This window comes from Streptomyces sp. enrichment culture (assembly GCF_964272855.1).
Lineage (GTDB): Bacteria > Actinomycetota > Actinomycetes > Streptomycetales > Streptomycetaceae > Streptomyces.
Genome location: NZ_OZ186847.1, coordinates 1779014 through 1795113, shown reverse-complemented (window position 1 = coordinate 1795113; position 16100 = coordinate 1779014). Strand labels below are relative to the sequence as shown.

Here is a 16100-nt window from a genome sequence, read left to right as displayed (position 1 = left end):
AGGGAAAACCCTCGGTGCTCAGGGCGCGCGCCGCCCCGCCGCCAGCCGGACGATGTCCACCCGCGACCGGATCCCCAGCTTGCGGTAGACCCGGGTCAGGGTCGCCTCCACCGTCTTGACGCTGATGAACAGCCGCGCGGCGATCTCCCGGTTGGTCGCGCCCTCCATGACCAGCGCGGCGACCTGACGCTCCATCGACGCCAGCCCCTCCAGCACGGCCGGCGCGGGCCCGGGCGCGAGGGCCGGTTCCGGTGGCGCCGGCATCGCGGCCGCCGCCTCCACCTGCCGCAGCCACGGCAGCGCCCGGCACCGCCGGAACAGCCGCGCCGCCTCGTCGTACGCCGTCGGCCCCGGCCGCCCGGGGCGCAGCCGCGCCAGCACGAACGCGGCCCGCGCCTCCTCCAGCCCGTACCCCAGCTTGGCCAGGCGGTCCTGAACCGACGTCAGCTGGGCGATCGCCCCGTCGAGTTCCCCGCGCGCCGCGCGGACCAGCGCCTCCGCCCGGTCCAGTACGGCGAGCACGCTCTCCCGGCTCAGCCGCAGCGCCTGCTCCCGGGTCACGTCCACGACGTCCTGCGCCTCCGTGATCTCCCCGATCCGCACCAGCGCCTCCGCGAGGTCGCCGTGCCAGCGCCCGCGCGCCGGGTCGGTCACGCCGAGCCCCTGCTCCAGCTCCCGCACCCGGCGCAGCGACCGCACGGCGCCGGCGGCGTCCCCGGCGACCAGCTGGACGTGGCCGAGGGAGGCCAGAGCGCGGGACATGTAGATGTGGTCGCCGTCCTCCTCCGCGTGCTCGGCGGCCTCCCTGGCGAGCGCCAGCGCCCGGTCGACGTCGCCGCCGGAGGCCTCCGCGACGGAGGTGAGCACGGCCGACGCCACCTCGCCGATCCCGGAGTCCCGGGCCAGGCGCATGCTCTCGCGGGCCAGGTCGAGTGCGCGCCCGCAGTGCCCGGAGCGCAGTTCGGTCTCGGCGAGCATCCGCAGGAAGTGCACCTCGCTCTCCACCATGCCGCGCCGCCGCGCCTCGCTGAGCAGCTTGGTGACGGTGGCGCGGGCGTCCGGCAGCTGGTCGCTCATCAGCAGCCAGCGCAGCCGGGTCGAGCCGGCCCCGTTGTGATGACAGGCGACCTGCGGGTCCTGGGGCTCCTTCAGCGCCCGCTTGATGGTCGCCGGGGCGTCCGGGTGGCCCATCAGGGTCTCGGCCTGCGCCTGGAAGGCGAGCGCCAGCAGCTCCGTGCGCCGGTCCCCGCCCCGCGCGGCCAGCTCCGCCGCGTGCGCGGCCTCCTCACGGCCCTCCGCGAAGTCGCCCTCCACGACCAGGCCCCGCCAGGCCAGCTGGTAGTGCACCAGGGCGAGCAGCCGGGGGTCGTCGCCCGCGTCGGCCAGCGCCTGCGGGAAGACGGCGTCGACCTCCCCGAGGGCCTGTCCGGCCGCCTCGATCACCACCATCCAGGCCCGCACCCGGTCGGCCGGCACCGCCGACCGGGCCAGCACCTCCCGCGCGATGTCCCGGGCGAGGTCCACCTCGCCGGCGGTGATCGCGTCCTCCGCGGCCTGCAGCCGCCGCTCGTCGCCGCCCGGCTGCCCGTCGGCGGGGGTGTGCCGGGCGGCGAGCAGCCCGAGCGAGGCCGCCATCGACGGGGCGCCGCGGTCCCGGGCCAGCGCGGCGGCCTCGGCGAGCCGGGCCGCCACCTCCGGGTCGGTGCCGGTGGTCGCCAGCGCCAGGTGCCGGGCGCGTTCGATCGGGTCCGAGGCGGCCTCAGACAGCGCCGCGTGCGCGGCCCGCCGCTGGTGCGCGGGCGCCTCCGCGTACAGCGCGGCGGAGATCAGCGGATGCGCGAACCGTACGGCGGGACCCTCCGAGTCGGTGGCCAGCAGCCCAAGTTCGGCGGCCCGCGCGGTCTCCGCCTCGGCGTCGTGCCGGCCGGCCGCGTGCAGCAGGGCCAGCGTGGGCCGGGCGCCCGCGCTGGCCACCAGGAGGGTGTGCCGGGCCTCGTCCGGCAGCATCTCCAGCCGGCTCAGCACCAGCGCCCGCAGCGAGGTCGGCACCGGCAGCGGCTCGCCCGGCCGGGGCGGCGTCGGGGCCTCGGCGAGGGCGCGGCCCAGCTCCAGCGCGAACAGCGGGTTGCCGCCGCTGGTGCGGTGGATGTCGCGGACCGTGGAGCGGGCCAGGCCGGTGTAGCCGCGGTGGTCGAGCAGCGCGGAGACCTGGGCGCGGGAGAGCGGGCCGAGGCGCAGGGCGAGGGTGTCGGGCGGGCTGGCCCGCAGCTGCCGGTCGTACTCCTGGCCCTCGGTCCGCACCGCGCACAGCAGTTGGACGGGGGTGTCGCCGAGGCGGCGGGCGGCGAAGCCGAGCAGTTCGGCGCTGGCCGGGTCCAGCCACTGCAGATCGTCGGCGACGAGCAGGACGGGCCCCGCCGCGGCGAGCGCGCGCAGCGCCGACAGCACCGCGAGCCGCAGGGCGAGGCCGTCGCGCTGGAGGCTGGACTCGCCGCGGCCGGTGAGCGCGGACTCCAGCGCGGTGCGCTGGGTGGCGGGCAGCTGGTCGGACACCTCGTCCAGGACCAGGCCGAGGAGGTCGGCAAGGGCGAGGAAGGGGAGATGGGATTCGGACTCGGTCGCGGAGCAGCGCAACACGGTCCGTACCGTCGCGCCGTATTCCGCGGCCAATGCCCGCAGCACGGTCGACTTTCCTATTCCGGCGGGCCCGTGGAGCAGCACACTGCCGCCGCGCTCCAGCTGGTCACGGGCGCCGGCGAACGGCTCCTCCCGTCCGATGACCAGGTCGGGGCGGCATCTGGCAGGCTCCTTGAAGTCCCGTCGCACGGTCACCGCTCCCCTCCGTGTGTCGTGTCCGGGCCAAATTCTAGGCGGCAAGTCATTGAATTTCGGAGGGGTGAGACGGTGAGGGAAATAACAACCCGGTGCATGGGGAATTTCAGCGGGGGGTCAATTGCATGAAGGGGGCACTTCCGGCGCATCACGGACGGGACTTCGTTGCGCGATGAACGAAACCTCGCAGCCGCCGAACGCCCGCGGACCGAACGCCCCCGGCGCGGGAGTTACGGCAGCACCCCCGCCCGCCGTGCCGCGACCACGGCCTCCCCGCGCGTGCGCACCCCCAGCTTCCGCATGGCGGAGCGCAGATAGCTCTTCACCGTCTCCGGCCGCAGCCCCAGCCGCTCCGCGGTCACCGCGTTCGTCGCCCCCGACGCCACACACGCCAGCACGTCCACCTCCCGCGGCGCCAGCCGCACCGCGTCCGGCACGGCCTCCGGCACCAGCAGCCCGCACGCCTGCAGCAGTTCCGCCCGCAGCGCCGGGTCGGCGATCCGCGGCGCCAGCGCCCGCAGCGCCGCGTGCGCCTCTCGCATCCGCTCCCGTACGGCGCCCGCCGCCGCGTCACCCCCCGGCGCGGCCTGCGCGGCGTCCAGCAGGCCCCGGGCCTCGTCCCGCGCCACCAGCGCCTGCTCCACGTCCCGCGCCGCCTCCACGGCCGCGTGCAGCGTCCGGTCGCCCAGCGGGTCGGCGGTGCGCAGCGCGCCGTACAGCACCCCCCGCCCACCCGCCGCCGTACGACGACAGGCACGGCGAGCACGGACCGCAGCCCCTCCGCCGCGACCGGCGCGTCGTACTCGTGGCTGATCTGCCGCGAGGCCGAGTAGTCCGCCACGGCGCACGGCCGGCCCAGCGCCACCGCCTTGCCGCCCAGCCCGTTGCCGGAGGTCACCGCGAGCGCGCTCAGCGCCGGGGTGCGGGTTCCGGTCAGCTCGGTGATGCGCATCCGCGGCCGCCCCGCCTCCACCAGCCCGCCGAAGGCCACCGGCAGGCCGGTGGTACGGCGCAGCCGCAGCAGCGCGCCCCGAATCTCCCCCGTGTCCGCTGCGTCTGCTCCCACGTGCTCGCCCTTTCCCGGCCGCGTCCTGCGGCGCGCACCCCCGTTAGGGGGTAGTGAGATTTGCATCACGGATTACACGATGTCCGGGAGCCGCCCGGCAACGGTCCGGACAGAGGGAGAACAGATGACGACGGCGACGGCGACCGAGGACTTCCGCAGGGCGCGGGACTTCCTGCTGGCACACCGTGAGGACTACGCCACGGCGTACGAGGGGTTCGCCTGGCCCCGGCCCGAGCACTTCAACTGGGCGCTGGACTGGTTCGACGTCATCGCGGACGGCAACGACCGCACCGCGCTGCACATCGTCGAGGAGGACGGCGCCGAGACCCGGCTGAGCTTCGCCGAACTGTCCGACCGCTCCGACCGGGCCGCGAACTGGCTGCGCGCGCGGGGCGTCACCGCCGGGGACCGCGTCCTTGTCATGCTCGGCAACCAGGCCGAGCTGTGGGAGACCGCGCTGGCCGCGATGAAGCTGCGCGCGGTCGTCATCCCGGCCACCCCGCTGCTCGGCCCCGCCGACCTGCGCGACCGCGTGGAGCGGGGCCGGGTCCGCCATGTGCTCGTCCGCGCCGACGACACCGGCAAGTTCGCCGAGGTGCCCGGCGGTTACACGCGGATCGCGGTGGGCGGCGCGCCGGACGGATGGCTGCCGTACGAGGAGGCGTACTCGGCGCCGGCCGGCTTCACACCCGACGGCCCGACCCGTGCCGACGACCCGCTGATGCTCTACTTCACCTCCGGCACCACCGCCCGCCCCAAGCTGGTCGAGCACACCCACACCACGTACCCGATCGGGCACCTGGCGACCATGTACTGGATCGGCCTGAAGCCCGGCGACGTGCATCTGAACATCTCCTCGCCGGGCTGGGCCAAGCACGCCTGGTCCAACCTCTTCGCCCCGTGGAACGCCGAGGCGACCGTCTTCCTGCACAACTACACCCGTTTCGACGCGGCCCGCCTGATGGCCGAGATGGACCGGGCCGGCGTCACCACCTTCTGCGCCCCGCCCACCGTGTGGCGCATGCTCATCCAGGCGGACCTGAGCGCGCTGCGCATGCCGCCCCGCGAGGTCGTCGCCGCCGGCGAGCCGCTGAACCCGGAGGTCATCGAGCAGGTGCGGCGCGCCTGGGGCGTCACCATCCGCGACGGCTTCGGCCAGACCGAGACCGCCGTACAGGTCGCCAACACCCCCGGCCAGCCGCTGAAGACGGGCTCCATGGGCCGCCCCAGCCCCGGCTACCGCGTGGAACTCCTCGACCCGGTCACCGGCGCCCCCGGCGCCACCGAGGGTGAGATCGCCCTCGACCTGTCCGCCCGCCCGGTCGGCCTGATGACCGGCTACCACGGCGACGCCGAGCGCACGGCGGAGGTGATGTCCGGCGGCTACTACCGCACCGGCGACATCGGAGCGCGGGACGAGGACGGATACCTGACGTACATCGGGCGCAGCGACGACGTCTTCAAGGCGTCCGACTACAAGATCAGCCCGTTCGAGCTGGAGAGCGCCCTGCTGGAGCACGAGGCGGTCGCCGAGGCCGCCGTCGTGCCGGCCCCGGACGAGCTGCGCCTGGCCGTCCCCAAGGCCTACGTCGTCCTCGCGGACGGCTGGTCGCCGGGCCCCGACACCGCCAAGGTGCTGTTCGAGCACTCCCGCGAGGTCCTGGCGCCGTACAAGCGCATCCGCCGCCTGGAGTTCGCCGACCTGCCCAAGACCGTCTCCGGCAAGATCCGCCGCGTGCAGCTGCGCGAGGCCACGGCGGCCGGTTCGGACGCCGAGTACCGCGAGGAGGACTTCCGGTGAACTCGTACACCCACGGGGTGAGCGCCACCCCGCTGCTCGGCGACACCATCGGGGCGAACCTGGACCGGACGGCCGCCGCCTGGCCGGACCGGGAGGCGCTGGTCGACGTACCGTCCGGCCGCCGCTGGACGTACGCCGAGTTCACGGCGGACGTCGACACGCTGGCCCGGGCGCTGCTCGCGAGCGGCGTCGCGAAGGGCGACCGGGTGGGCATCTGGGCGGTCAACTGCCCGGAATGGGTCCTCGTCCAGTACGCCACGGCGCGCATCGGCGCGATCATGGTCAACATCAACCCGGCGTACCGCACCCACGAGGTGGAGTACGTCCTGAAGCAGTCCGGCGTCTCGCTGCTCTTCGCCTCGCTCAGCCACAAGACCAGCGACTACCGGGCGATGGTCGAGCAGGTGCGCGGCGACTGCCCGCTGCTGCGGGAGGCCGTGTACTTCGGCGACCCGAGCTGGGAGGCGCTGCTGGGCCGGGCCACGCCCGACGCGCGCCCCGAGGAACTGTCCTGCGACGACCCCATCAACATCCAGTACACGTCGGGCACGACGGGCTTCCCCAAGGGCGCCACCCTCTCCCACCACAACATCCTCAACAACGGCTACTTCGTGGGCGAGTCGATCGGTTACGGCGAGGGGGACCGGGTCTGCGTGCCCGTGCCCTTCTACCACTGCTTCGGCATGGTCATGGGCAACCTGGCGGCCACCTCCCACGGCGCCTGCATCGTCATCCCCGCCCCCTCCTTCGACCCGAAGGCCACCCTGGAGGCGGTACAGCAGGAGCGCTGCACCTCCCTGTACGGCGTGCCGACGATGTTCATCGCGGAGCTGAACCTCCCCGACTTCGCGACGTACGACCTCTCCTCCCTGCGCACGGGCATCATGGCGGGCTCGCCCTGCCCGGTCGAGGTGATGAAGCGGGTGGTCGCCGAGATGCACATGGCGGAGGTCTCCATCTGCTACGGCATGACCGAGACGTCCCCGGTGTCGCTGCAGACCCGCATGGACGACGACCTGGAGCACCGCACCGGCACGGTCGGCCGGGCCCTGCCGCACATCGAGGTGAAGATCGTCGACCCGGCGACCGGCGTGACCCGGCCGCGCGGCACCGCGGGCGAGTTGTGCACCCGCGGCTACAGCGTGATGCTCGGCTACTGGAACGAGCCCGAGAAGACCGCCGAGGCCGTCGACGCCGGCCGCTGGATGCACACCGGGGACCTCGCGCTGATGCGGGACGACGGATACGTCGAGATCGTCGGCCGCATCAAGGACATGATCATCCGGGGTGGCGAGAACATCTACCCGCGCGAGATCGAGGAGTTCCTGTACGGCCATCCGAAGATCGCCGACGTCCAGGTCATCGGCGTACCGCACGAGCACTACGGCGAGGAGGTACTGGCCTGCGTCATCCCACGCGATCCGGCCGACCCCCCGACCCTGGACGAGCTGCGGGCCTACTGCGACGGCCGGTTGGCCCACTACAAGATCCCGACCGGCCTCCGCGTCCTGGACACCTTCCCGATGACGGTGTCCGGAAAGGTGCGCAAGGTCGAACTGCGCGAGCGGTACGGCACCTGACGGACCCCCGGGCGTTCGATCACGACGGGCCACGGCCCGTAAGATCGGACGCCCATGGGGGGTGGACATGGTCAGACGGCGGGCCGGTACGACGCCCACACTGGAACAGGTGGCCGCACTCGCCGGCGTCGGGCGGGGCACGGTCTCCCGCGTCGTCAACAACGAGGCGGGCGTCAAGGAGTCGACGCGCCTCGCCGTGCAGCGGGCCATCGCCGAACTCGGCTACGTGCCCAACCTGGCGGCACGGTCGCTCGCCGGGCGGCGGGCCGACGCCGTGGCACTGGTGATGACGGAACGGGACTGGCGGCTGTTCGGCGAGCCGTTCTTCTCCGAGACGGTCACCGCCGTCGGTGACGCGCTGACCGACACCTCCGTGCAACTCCTGCTCACCCTGGTCCGCACGGACGCCGAACGGCAGCGGTTCGTCGAGTACGCGCGCGGCGGCCGCGTCGACGGCGTCCTGCTGATGTCCGTGCGCGCCGAGGACCGGCTGCCCGACATGCTCGCCGACGCCGGCCTGCCCACCGTGCTGCTCGGCCGCCGCTCCGGCGACGAGCGGGTCACCTACGTCGACGCCGACAACGTGGGCGGCGCCCGCGACGCCGTCGCCCACCTGCTGCGCGGCGGCCGGCGGTCCATCGCCGCCATCACCGGCCCGCTCGGCATGTACGTCGCCCAGTGCCGCCTGCGCGGCTACCACCAGGCCCTCGCCGACGCCGGCCTGCCCGCCGACGCCTCGTGGACCGTCGAGGGCGACTTCACCGAGGCGAGCGGACGCCGGGCGATGACCGAACTCCTCCGCCGGCACCCGGACGTCGACGCCGTCCTCGCCGCCTCCGACACCATGGCCGCCGGAGCCCTCGCCGTCCTCCGCACGGCAGGCCGCCGCGTCCCCGACGACGTCGCCGTCATCGGCTTCGACGACTTCCAACTCGCCCGGCACACCGACCCACCACTGACCACCGTCCGCCAGCCACTGGAGGAGATCGGCCACACGATGGTGCGACTGCTCCTGGAGGAGATGGAACAGCCCGAGGTGGCCTGGCGGCACGTGATCCTGCGGACGCGGTTGGTGGTGCGGGAGTCGGCGTGAAGGGAGCCCCGACCGGGCCCCGCGACGGGCGGCGGCCGGGCGCAGAATGACGGCATGAGAACCGAAGGGGACACCCCGCTCACCGAACGCGTCCTGCTCGTCGAGAGCCGCGCCGACGAGGGAGCCCTCGCGACCATGGGACGGGAACTCCCCGCGCGTTCGGCGAACGAGGTGGCCCTCTTCCTCTCCTACAACTACGCCGACGTGCCGGTGGGAAGACGCTTCGACTGCTGCTACCGGCGCCACGACGCCGACGACGTCGCCTGGGTGACCACGACGGTCGTCGCGGTCACCCAGCAGTTCGCCCGTCCGATGGACGCGATCCCGCACGGCTGGAAGACGCTGACGGTGCTGCGCTTCGCGCCCGGGATCCCCGCACTGATCCGTGAACTGCCGGAGGCCGCCCAGTGGTACGACCACCCCGTCTCCCTCCACATCTCGGAAGGAGCCACCTGGGAGGCGCGAGCCGCCGCGAGCGCAGCTCGGCTGTGACTACGAGCGGGTGGGGCCGCCACCCATACGCCGGCGCTGAGCGCTTCCTCTGCCGTGACCGGCCGTAGCCTGTCCGCGCCGCGTCCCACTCGGTGCCGCCGCCGAACAGCCGCAGCTGCACGTAGGGGCCGACGAAGCCCATGACCTTGCCGATCTTCTGTGCGCCGGTGCCCTGGACGAGGTCTCCGAGGCGGGGCTGGCAGGTCACCACCAGCGCTCACCCCTGAGGGGGCCCGCCTGGGTGCTCGCGTAGACGTCCGTGCCCAGGCGAGCCACGTAGGGCCGGACAAGGACGCCCGCGTGCTCCCACGGTGCCTGTGCGGATGAGGCGCGCCGGTTCCGTCGGTGGCGCGGGCTGTCCGCGTCCTGTGCCGCCGTCATGGCCCGGTCTCCGGTGAGCATCACCAACTCCGGGGCGGGCTGGAGGAGAGGAACAACTGGGCCAGGTGGTAGGTCTCGGCGAGCGCGACGAGGGCGCGCCGGCGGTCGGCTCCCTCGAGCGAGCGCGTGGCGTGCTGGGTGTCGGCGAGCAGACCGGGCAGGAGAGCGGCGATGCGTGACCGGTTGCCCTCGACGGTGTGACCCGGACCCGAACGGCGGTCGCGGGCATGCCACAGCTTCCACGCCTGCCGCAGGCGCGCGGCGAGTACGTCGGCGGGCTCCGGCTCCCGGTCGGCGGAGGCGAGTCGGTAGGTCGTCAGCGAGCGCTTGATGGCGGGCAGGGCGCCGTGCTGGGCCTTGCCGTACGTGGTGGCAGCGATGCGCTCGTCTCCGGTCAGTTCGGCGAAGTGGGAACTGGACGATCCGTCGCGCTGACGTTCTGCTGTCGCAACTTTCGGGAGCGCTCCCAACTCCCTTGATCTTCCGGCTCGTTGTTCGATCCGCCCAAGCGTCACCCGCCCGACCTGCGTCTTCGAAATCCATTCGACGGATTCGCGCGCACAGGGTTGTCAGGGACATGGACGGCTCCTACAGTCGCGTCCGAAACCGGTGGGGTGGGAGCGCTCCCATCAGTGGGGAGGTGGGAGCGCTCCCGAAAAAACAGAAGACCGCCAGTTCCCTCCCAGAGAGGCCCCCGCATGCGATCGTCACCGCACCGCCTCCGCACCGTCCGCGCCCTCCTCGGCGCGCTGTTCACCGCGCTCGCCACGCTGGCGGCACTCGTCGCCGCCGGAGCGCCGGCCCAGGCCGACACCACGATCTGCGAACAGTACGGATCGACCGTGATCCAGGGACGCTACGTCGTCCAGAACAACCGCTGGGGCACCAGCGCCACGCAGTGCGTCACCGCCACCGACACCGGCTTCCGGGTCGCCCAGGCCGACGGGTCGGTGCCCACCAACGGGGCGCCGAAGTCGTACCCCTCGGTCTTCAATGGCTGCCACTACACGAACTGTTCGCCCGGCACCAAGCTCCCGGCGCAGCTCAGCACCATCTCGAGCGCGCCCAGCAGCATCTCGTACGGTTTCGTGTCCAACGCGGTGTTCAACGCGTCGTACGACATCTGGCTGGACCCGACGCCCCGCACCGACGGCGTCAACCGGACCGAGATCATGATCTGGTTCAACCGGGTCGGTCCGATCCAGCCGATCGGTGCGCCGACCGGTACCGCCACCGTCGGCGGTCGCACCTGGGAGGTGTGGACCGGCAGCAACGGCTCCAACGACGTGATCTCCTTCGTCGCCCCGTCGGCGATCGGCAGCTGGAGCTTCGACGTCATGGACTTCGTCGACCAGACCGTCGCCCGGGGCATGGCCCAGACCAACTGGTACCTGACGAGCGTTCAGGCCGGGTTCGAGCCGTGGCAGAACGGGGCCGGGCTGAGTGTGAACTCCTTCTCCTCGGCCGTGAACATCGGCGGCACCGACCCCGGTGACCCGGGCGACCCCGCGGCGGCGTGCGAGGTGTCGTACGGCGCCAACGTCTGGCAGGGCGGCTTCACCGCCGACGTCACCGTCCGCAACACCGGTTCGACCGCCGTCGACGGCTGGCAGCTCGGCTTCACGCTGCCGACCGGGCAGCGGATCGCCAACGCCTGGAACGCGACCGTGTCCGGATCCTCGGGCGCCGTCACGGTGAGCCCCGCCGCGCACAACGCGCGGATCGCGGCCGGCGGCACCCAGACCTTCGGGTTCCAGGCCACCTACAGCGGTGCCTTCGCCGAACCCGCCGGCTTCACCCTGAACGGCACCGCCTGCACCGTCGCCTGATCCGGCTTCGCCTGATCCGGCATCGTCCGATCCGGCTTCCTCCGATCCGGCGGTTCGTTCGCCGCACCGGCCCGTTCCGGGGCCCGCCCTCCTTCCCCGCGCCGACAGGGGGCCGGGCCCCGGGGCGCACCTTCCCCGCCCCTCCGGCCCGCACCCGGAAAGGCCCCCGCCCATGAGCCCGCGCCCCGCACCCTCCGCCCGCCGTCCCGCGATCGTCGCCGCGCTGTGTGCCGTGGTCCTCGCGGTGACCGCGCTGACCGCCGCCGCCCCGCCCGAGGGCGCAGCCGTCCCCGCCGCCGCCCTGCCGTACCAGGACCTCTCCCTGCCGGTGCCGGAGCGGGTCGACGACCTGCTGGGCCGGATGACGCTCGACGACAGGCTCGGCCAGATGACGCGGGTCGAGGAGGACGCCCTGGTCCCGCGGTCCGACCTGGCGGCGTACCGCATCGGCTCGGTGCTCTCCGGCGGCGACTCCATGGTCAGCCCCAACAACGCCCAGACCTGGGCCGACACCTACGACGACCTGCAGCGCACCGCCCTGACCACCCCGCTCGGCATCCCGATGATCTACGGCATCGACGCGGTGCACGGCCACAACACGGTACGGGGCGCGACGATCTTCCCGCACAACATCGGTCTCGGAGCCACCCGCGACCCCGCCCTGGTGGAGCGCGTCGGACGCGCGGTGGCCGAGGAGGTGGCGGGCACCGGCATCGACTGGTCCTTCGCGCCGTGTCTGTGCGTGGCCCGCGACGACCGGTGGGGCCGCGCCTACGAGTCGTTCGGCGAGACCCCGAACTGCCCACCGCGATGACCTCGTTCATCACCGGCACGCAGGGCGACACGCTGGGCGCCGGCCCGGCCTCCGTGCTCACCACAGCCAAGCACTCCGCCGCCTGACCCAGCCCAGGGAGGAGACAGCACATGACTGACCGGACCCGACGCGGGGCCGCCCGGCCGCGCCGACCGCACCGCAGGCGGGCCGCCGCGCTTGCCACCGTCGTGACCACCCTGCTGCTCGGGGCGGCGGCTCAGCTGTCCGCGGGCGAGGCGCCCGCCGCGGAGGCGGACGTGTCCAGGACGTGGAGCGCGCCGGCCGACTGATCCGCGTACCTCCCCCACACACTCCCTCGCCCGTCCGGTGCGACGCGTTCCCCGGGCGGGCGGGGGCTCCACAGCGGACAGTCCCGACCAACGACAGGAGACAGACACGATGGCTCGACGCAGAAACCGCCTCCTCTCCTGGGCGGCGGTGCTGGGCACCCTGCTCAGCGGGATCGGCCTGGTGCTACTCGGCCAGGGAAGCGCGCAGGCGCACGGTGTGGCGATGATGCCGGGTTCGCGTACCTACCTCTGCTACCTGGACGCCAAGACCAGCACCGGTTCCCTGGACCCGACGAACCCGGCCTGCGAGTCCGCGCTCGCCGAGAGCGGTGCGACGGCGCTGTACAACTGGTTCGCCGTGCTCGACTCGAACGCGGGCGGGCGCGGCGCGGGTTACGTGCCGGACGGCAAGCTGTGCAGTGCCGGCGACCGTTCCCCGTACGACTTCAGCGGCTACAACGCGGCCCGCGCCGACTGGCCCCGCACGCACCTCACCTCGGGGGCGACGATCCGGGTGAAGTACAGCAACTGGGCGGCGCACCCGGGCGACTTCCGGGTGTACGTCTCCAAGCCCGGCTATTCGCCGGCGACCGAGCTGGGCTGGGACGACCTGGAGCTGGTCCAGACGGTCACCAACCCGCCGCAGTCCGGCTCGGTGGGCAGCGAGACCGGCCACTACTACTGGGACCTGAAGCTGCCCTCCGGCCGCTCGGGTGACGCGGTGATGTTCATCCAGTGGGTGCGCTCGGACAGCCAGGAGAACTTCTTCTCCTGCTCCGACATCGTCTTCGACGGCGGCAACGGCGAGGTGACGGGCATCCGCGGCTCGAACGGCACCCCGACCCCCACCCCCACCCCCACCCCGACGCCAACCCCGACGCCCACCGACCCGCACACCGGGTGCATGGCCGTCTACTCGGTGACGAACTCCTGGAACGGCGGCTTCCAGGGTTCCGTCGAGGTGATGAACCACGCCACCGCACCGCAGAACGGCTGGGCGGTGCGCTGGCAGCCGGGCGCCGGCACGAGGATCAACAGTGTCTGGAACGGCACGCTCAGCACCGGCGCCGACGGCGCGGTCACGGTCAGGAACGCCGACCACAACCGGACCATCGCGCCGGACGGCAGTGTGACGTTCGGCTTCACCGCCACGTCGACCGGCAACGACTTCCCGGTCGGCTCGATCGGCTGCGTCAACCCGTAGCACCCCTCCCGGCGGCGCCGGCTCCCGCTTCTCCGGGAGCCGGCGCCGTCATGTGCGCGGGGTGTCGGCGGCGAGCGCGTCGGCGTGGTCGTTGACGGGCTGCGGGGTGCCCGTCAGGTCGAGCACGAACAGGGGGACGCGCAGCGTGTCGGCGCGGGCGCGGGCCTCGTCGGTGTACCCGGCGAGGGAGAAGTAGACGCAGGCCGCGGACTCCGCCATGGCGGTCAGCCACAGGCACTCCACGTCCCGGGGCTGCGCGGGGCGCACGGTCGGGTCGACCTGGGCCAGCACGCCGCTGGCGGCGAGGCCGATGCCGGACGGCGGGCGCCGGTCCGCGCGCCGGACGTCCCGGTGGCCGAGCCAGCGCAGATAGAGGGCGGCGGCGGTGACCGCGTCCCGGGCGGTGCGGATGGTCACCGGCTGGAAGGCGGGGCGCGTGGGCGCGGAGGTGGTGTCCGGCGGCTCGGCGGGCGCGCCCGCCACCGGTATCCGCAGCACCGTGCCGCAGGGGCAGCCCAGCTCGGGGCGGGGCCACTGGGCGACGCGGTCGCAGGCCGGGCAGCGGACGGTCACCCACTCCTCGTCCCAGGCGCGATGGGTGACGGCGGCCGCCGCCGGGTGCGGGTCGAGCGGCGGTGTGACGGGCGCGCCGCACGCGCACGGATAGGACGGCGCGGCGTAGACATGGGCCCGCCGGCAGGCCGGGCAGCGCACCGGCACGCTCTCGGACATGCCCTCCATCGTGCTCCAGCGGCGGCCCGCTTGTCCGTTGGTTGGAGCGTCTCTTGACGGCTTTCGCCGACCCCATTACCTTGCTTCCAGATAGCAGAAGTTAGTTTCCGCAATACGGAAATGCGGGAATTGAACAGCGGAGGGGTGCTCACCGCGGGGCGCGACGGGAGTGCGAATCCGACAGCCGAACCAGGAGTTCCCATGGCTCGTATGACCGCTGCCCGTGCGGCAGTCGAGATCCTCAAGCGCGAGGGCGTCGCCGACGCGTTCGGTGTGCCCGGCGCCGCGATCAACCCCTTCTACGCGGCCCTCAAGGCCTCCGGCGGCATCAACCACACCCTCGCCCGCCATGTCGAGGGCGCCTCCCACATGGCCGAGGGCTACACCCGCACCCACCCCGGCAACATCGGCGTCTGCATCGGCACGTCCGGCCCGGCCGGCACCGACATGATCACCGGCCTGTACTCGGCCATCGGCGACTCCATCCCGATCCTGTGCATCACCGGCCAGGCCCCGACCGCGGTGATCCACAAGGAGGACTTCCAGGCCGTCGACATCGCCTCCATCGCCAAGCCGGTCACGAAAATGGCGGTGACCGTCCTGGAGGCCGCGCAGGTCCCCGGCGTCTTCCAGCAGGCCTTCCACCTGATGCGCTCCGGCCGTCCCGGCCCGGTCCTCATCGACCTGCCGATCGACGTCCAGCTCACCGAGATCGAGTTCGACCCGGAGACGTACGAGCCGCTGCCGGTCTACAAGCCGGCCGCGACCCGCGCCCAGGTCGAGAAGGCGCTCGGCATGCTGAACGCCGCCGAGCGCCCGCTGATCGTCGCCGGCGGCGGTGTCATCAACGCCGACGCGGCCGACCTCCTGGTCGAGTTCGCCGAACTGACCGGCACGCCGGTCGTGCCCACCCTGATGGGCTGGGGCGTGCTGCCCGACGACCACGAGCTGAACGCCGGCATGGTCGGCCTGCAGACCTCGCACCGCTACGGCAACGCGACCTTCCTGGAGTCCGACTTCGTCCTCGGCATCGGCAACCGCTGGGCGAACCGCCACACCGGCAAGCTCGACGTCTACACCCACGGCCGCAAGTTCGTCCACGTCGACGTCGAACCCACCCAGATCGGCAAGATCTTCGCCCCGGACTACGGCATCGCCTCCGACGCCAAGGCCGCGCTGGAGCTGTTCGTCGAGGTCGCGCGGGAGCTGAAGGCCGAGGGCAAACTGCCCGACCGCTCCGCGTGGGCCGCCGCCGCGCAGGAGAAGAAGGCGACCCTGCTGCGCCGTACCCACTTCGACAACGTCCCGATCAAGCCGCAGCGCGTCTACGAGGAGATGAACAAGGCCTTCGGCGCGGAGACCCGGTACGTCTCCACCATCGGCCTCTCCCAGATCGCCGGCGCCCAGATGCTGCACGTCTACAAGCCGCGCCACTGGATCAACTGCGGCCAGGCGGGCCCCCTCGGCTGGACCGTCCCGGCCGCGCTGGGCGTGGCGAAGGCCGACCCGGACGCGCAGGTCGTCGCCCTCTCCGGCGACTACGACTTCCAGTTCATGATGGAGGAGCTGGCGGTCGGCGCGCAGCACAAGATCCCGTACGTCCACGTGCTGGTCAACAACTCCTACCTGGGCCTGATCCGCCAGGCGCAGCGGGCGTTCGATATCGACTTCCAGGTCAAGCTGGAGTTCGAGAACATCAACTCGCCCGAGCTGGGCGTCTACGGCGTCGACCACGTCAAGGTCGCCGAGGGCCTGGGCTGCAAGGCGATCCGGGTGACCGACCCGAACGAACTGGGCGCGGCCTTCGAGCAGGCCAAGAAGCTCGCCGCCGAGTTCCAGGTGCCGGTCGTCGTCGAGGCGATCCTGGAGCGCGTCACCAACATCTCCATGTCCGGCACCAACGACATCAGCAACGTCGTGGAGTTCGAGGACATCGCGACCGAGCCGGGGCACGCCCCGACGTCGATCAAGACGCTGAAGGCCTGA

Annotated in this window: 12 protein-coding genes and 1 pseudogene; 9 read left to right on the top strand and 4 right to left on the bottom strand. The window is 72.8% G+C overall.

Features of this window, described 5'->3' with window-relative positions:
- Positions 1–18 precede the first annotated feature (18 nt).
- Together ACSU6L_RS07755 and ACSU6L_RS07750 are read right to left on the bottom strand one after the other, a co-directional pair.
- Positions 19–2832, bottom strand: coding sequence for a helix-turn-helix transcriptional regulator (locus ACSU6L_RS07755; protein WP_437054870.1), 2814 nt, complete (start codon positions 2830–2832; stop codon positions 19–21).
- Between the two features lie 230 nt (positions 2833–3062).
- Positions 3063–3898 (bottom strand): annotated as a pseudogene (locus ACSU6L_RS07750) (response regulator transcription factor).
- 124 nt (positions 3899–4022) lie between these two features.
- Here ACSU6L_RS07750 and ACSU6L_RS07745 point away from each other — a divergent pair.
- From ACSU6L_RS07745 to ACSU6L_RS07730, 4 genes are all read left to right on the top strand, one after another.
- Positions 4023–5699, top strand: coding sequence for an AMP-binding protein (locus ACSU6L_RS07745; protein WP_437054868.1), 1677 nt, complete (start codon positions 4023–4025; stop codon positions 5697–5699).
- Positions 5696–7279, top strand: a complete 1584-nt coding sequence (locus ACSU6L_RS07740) for an AMP-binding protein (RefSeq protein WP_437054866.1) — start codon at positions 5696–5698, stop codon at positions 7277–7279. Before ACSU6L_RS07745 ends, ACSU6L_RS07740 begins: the two co-directional genes overlap by 4 nt.
- A 67-nt stretch (positions 7280–7346) precedes the next feature.
- The gene (locus ACSU6L_RS07735) at positions 7347–8372 is read left to right on the top strand and encodes a LacI family DNA-binding transcriptional regulator (RefSeq protein WP_437054864.1); all 1026 of its coding nucleotides are present in this window, start codon (positions 7347–7349) and stop codon (positions 8370–8372) included.
- Between the two features lie 54 nt (positions 8373–8426).
- On the top strand, positions 8427–8864 hold the full coding sequence (locus ACSU6L_RS07730; protein WP_437054862.1) for a hypothetical protein: 438 nt from the start codon (positions 8427–8429) through the stop codon (positions 8862–8864).
- Between the two features lie 401 nt (positions 8865–9265).
- Here ACSU6L_RS07730 and ACSU6L_RS07725 read toward each other — a convergent pair whose 3' ends face one another.
- Positions 9266–9715: a hypothetical protein gene (locus tag ACSU6L_RS07725; RefSeq protein ID WP_437054860.1), complete on the bottom strand. Its 450-nt coding sequence runs from the start codon at positions 9713–9715 to the stop codon at positions 9266–9268.
- Positions 9716–9943: 228 nt separating this feature from the next.
- Here ACSU6L_RS07725 and ACSU6L_RS07720 point away from each other — a divergent pair, with 228 nt between their 5' ends.
- From ACSU6L_RS07720 to ACSU6L_RS07705, 4 genes are all read left to right on the top strand, one after another.
- Positions 9944–11074: a GH12 family glycosyl hydrolase domain-containing protein gene (locus ACSU6L_RS07720; protein WP_437054858.1), complete on the top strand. Its 1131-nt coding sequence runs from the start codon at positions 9944–9946 to the stop codon at positions 11072–11074.
- A 172-nt stretch (positions 11075–11246) separates the two neighbouring features.
- The gene (locus ACSU6L_RS07715) at positions 11247–11888 is read left to right on the top strand and encodes a glycoside hydrolase family 3 N-terminal domain-containing protein (protein ID WP_437054856.1); all 642 of its coding nucleotides are present in this window, start codon (positions 11247–11249) and stop codon (positions 11886–11888) included.
- Between the two features lie 110 nt (positions 11889–11998).
- On the top strand, positions 11999–12178 hold the full coding sequence (locus ACSU6L_RS07710) for a hypothetical protein (protein ID WP_437054854.1): 180 nt from the start codon (positions 11999–12001) through the stop codon (positions 12176–12178).
- Positions 12179–12287: 109 nt separating this feature from the next.
- A complete protein-coding gene (locus ACSU6L_RS07705) occupies positions 12288–13382 on the top strand; it encodes a lytic polysaccharide monooxygenase (RefSeq protein WP_437054852.1) in 1095 nt (364 codons plus the stop codon).
- 48 nt (positions 13383–13430) lie between these two features.
- On the opposite strand, the gene ACSU6L_RS07700 is transcribed toward ACSU6L_RS07705, so the two are convergent.
- Positions 13431–14114 (bottom strand): hypothetical protein, encoded by a 684-nt coding sequence (locus ACSU6L_RS07700; protein WP_437054850.1) that lies wholly within the window; start codon positions 14112–14114, stop codon positions 13431–13433.
- A 201-nt stretch (positions 14115–14315) separates the two neighbouring features.
- Here ACSU6L_RS07700 and gcl point away from each other — a divergent pair, with 201 nt between their 5' ends.
- Entirely contained in the window at positions 14316–16100 is a 1785-nt protein-coding gene (gene gcl, locus ACSU6L_RS07695) for a glyoxylate carboligase (RefSeq protein WP_437054848.1), read from the top strand.

What these genes read in the sequence shown, in the direction of transcription:
- ACSU6L_RS07735 (WP_437054864.1), top strand. Translation starts at nt 7,347, where the DNA reads ATGGTCAGACGGCGGGCCGGTACGACGCCCACACTGGAACAGGTGGCC.
- ACSU6L_RS07715 (WP_437054856.1), top strand. Translation starts at nt 11,247, where the DNA reads ATGAGCCCGCGCCCCGCACCCTCCGCCCGCCGTCCCGCGATCGTCGCC.
- ACSU6L_RS07710 (WP_437054854.1), top strand. Translation starts at nt 11,999, where the DNA reads ATGACTGACCGGACCCGACGCGGGGCCGCCCGGCCGCGCCGACCGCAC.
- ACSU6L_RS07720 (WP_437054858.1), top strand. Translation starts at nt 9,944, where the DNA reads ATGCGATCGTCACCGCACCGCCTCCGCACCGTCCGCGCCCTCCTCGGC.
- ACSU6L_RS07745 (WP_437054868.1), top strand. Translation starts at nt 4,023, where the DNA reads ATGACGACGGCGACGGCGACCGAGGACTTCCGCAGGGCGCGGGACTTC.
- ACSU6L_RS07730 (WP_437054862.1), top strand. Translation starts at nt 8,427, where the DNA reads ATGAGAACCGAAGGGGACACCCCGCTCACCGAACGCGTCCTGCTCGTC.
- gcl (WP_437054848.1), top strand. Translation starts at nt 14,316, where the DNA reads ATGGCTCGTATGACCGCTGCCCGTGCGGCAGTCGAGATCCTCAAGCGC.
- ACSU6L_RS07700 (WP_437054850.1), bottom strand. Translation starts at nt 14,114, where the DNA reads ATGTCCGAGAGCGTGCCGGTGCGCTGCCCGGCCTGCCGGCGGGCCCAT.
- ACSU6L_RS07705 (WP_437054852.1), top strand. Translation starts at nt 12,288, where the DNA reads ATGGCTCGACGCAGAAACCGCCTCCTCTCCTGGGCGGCGGTGCTGGGC.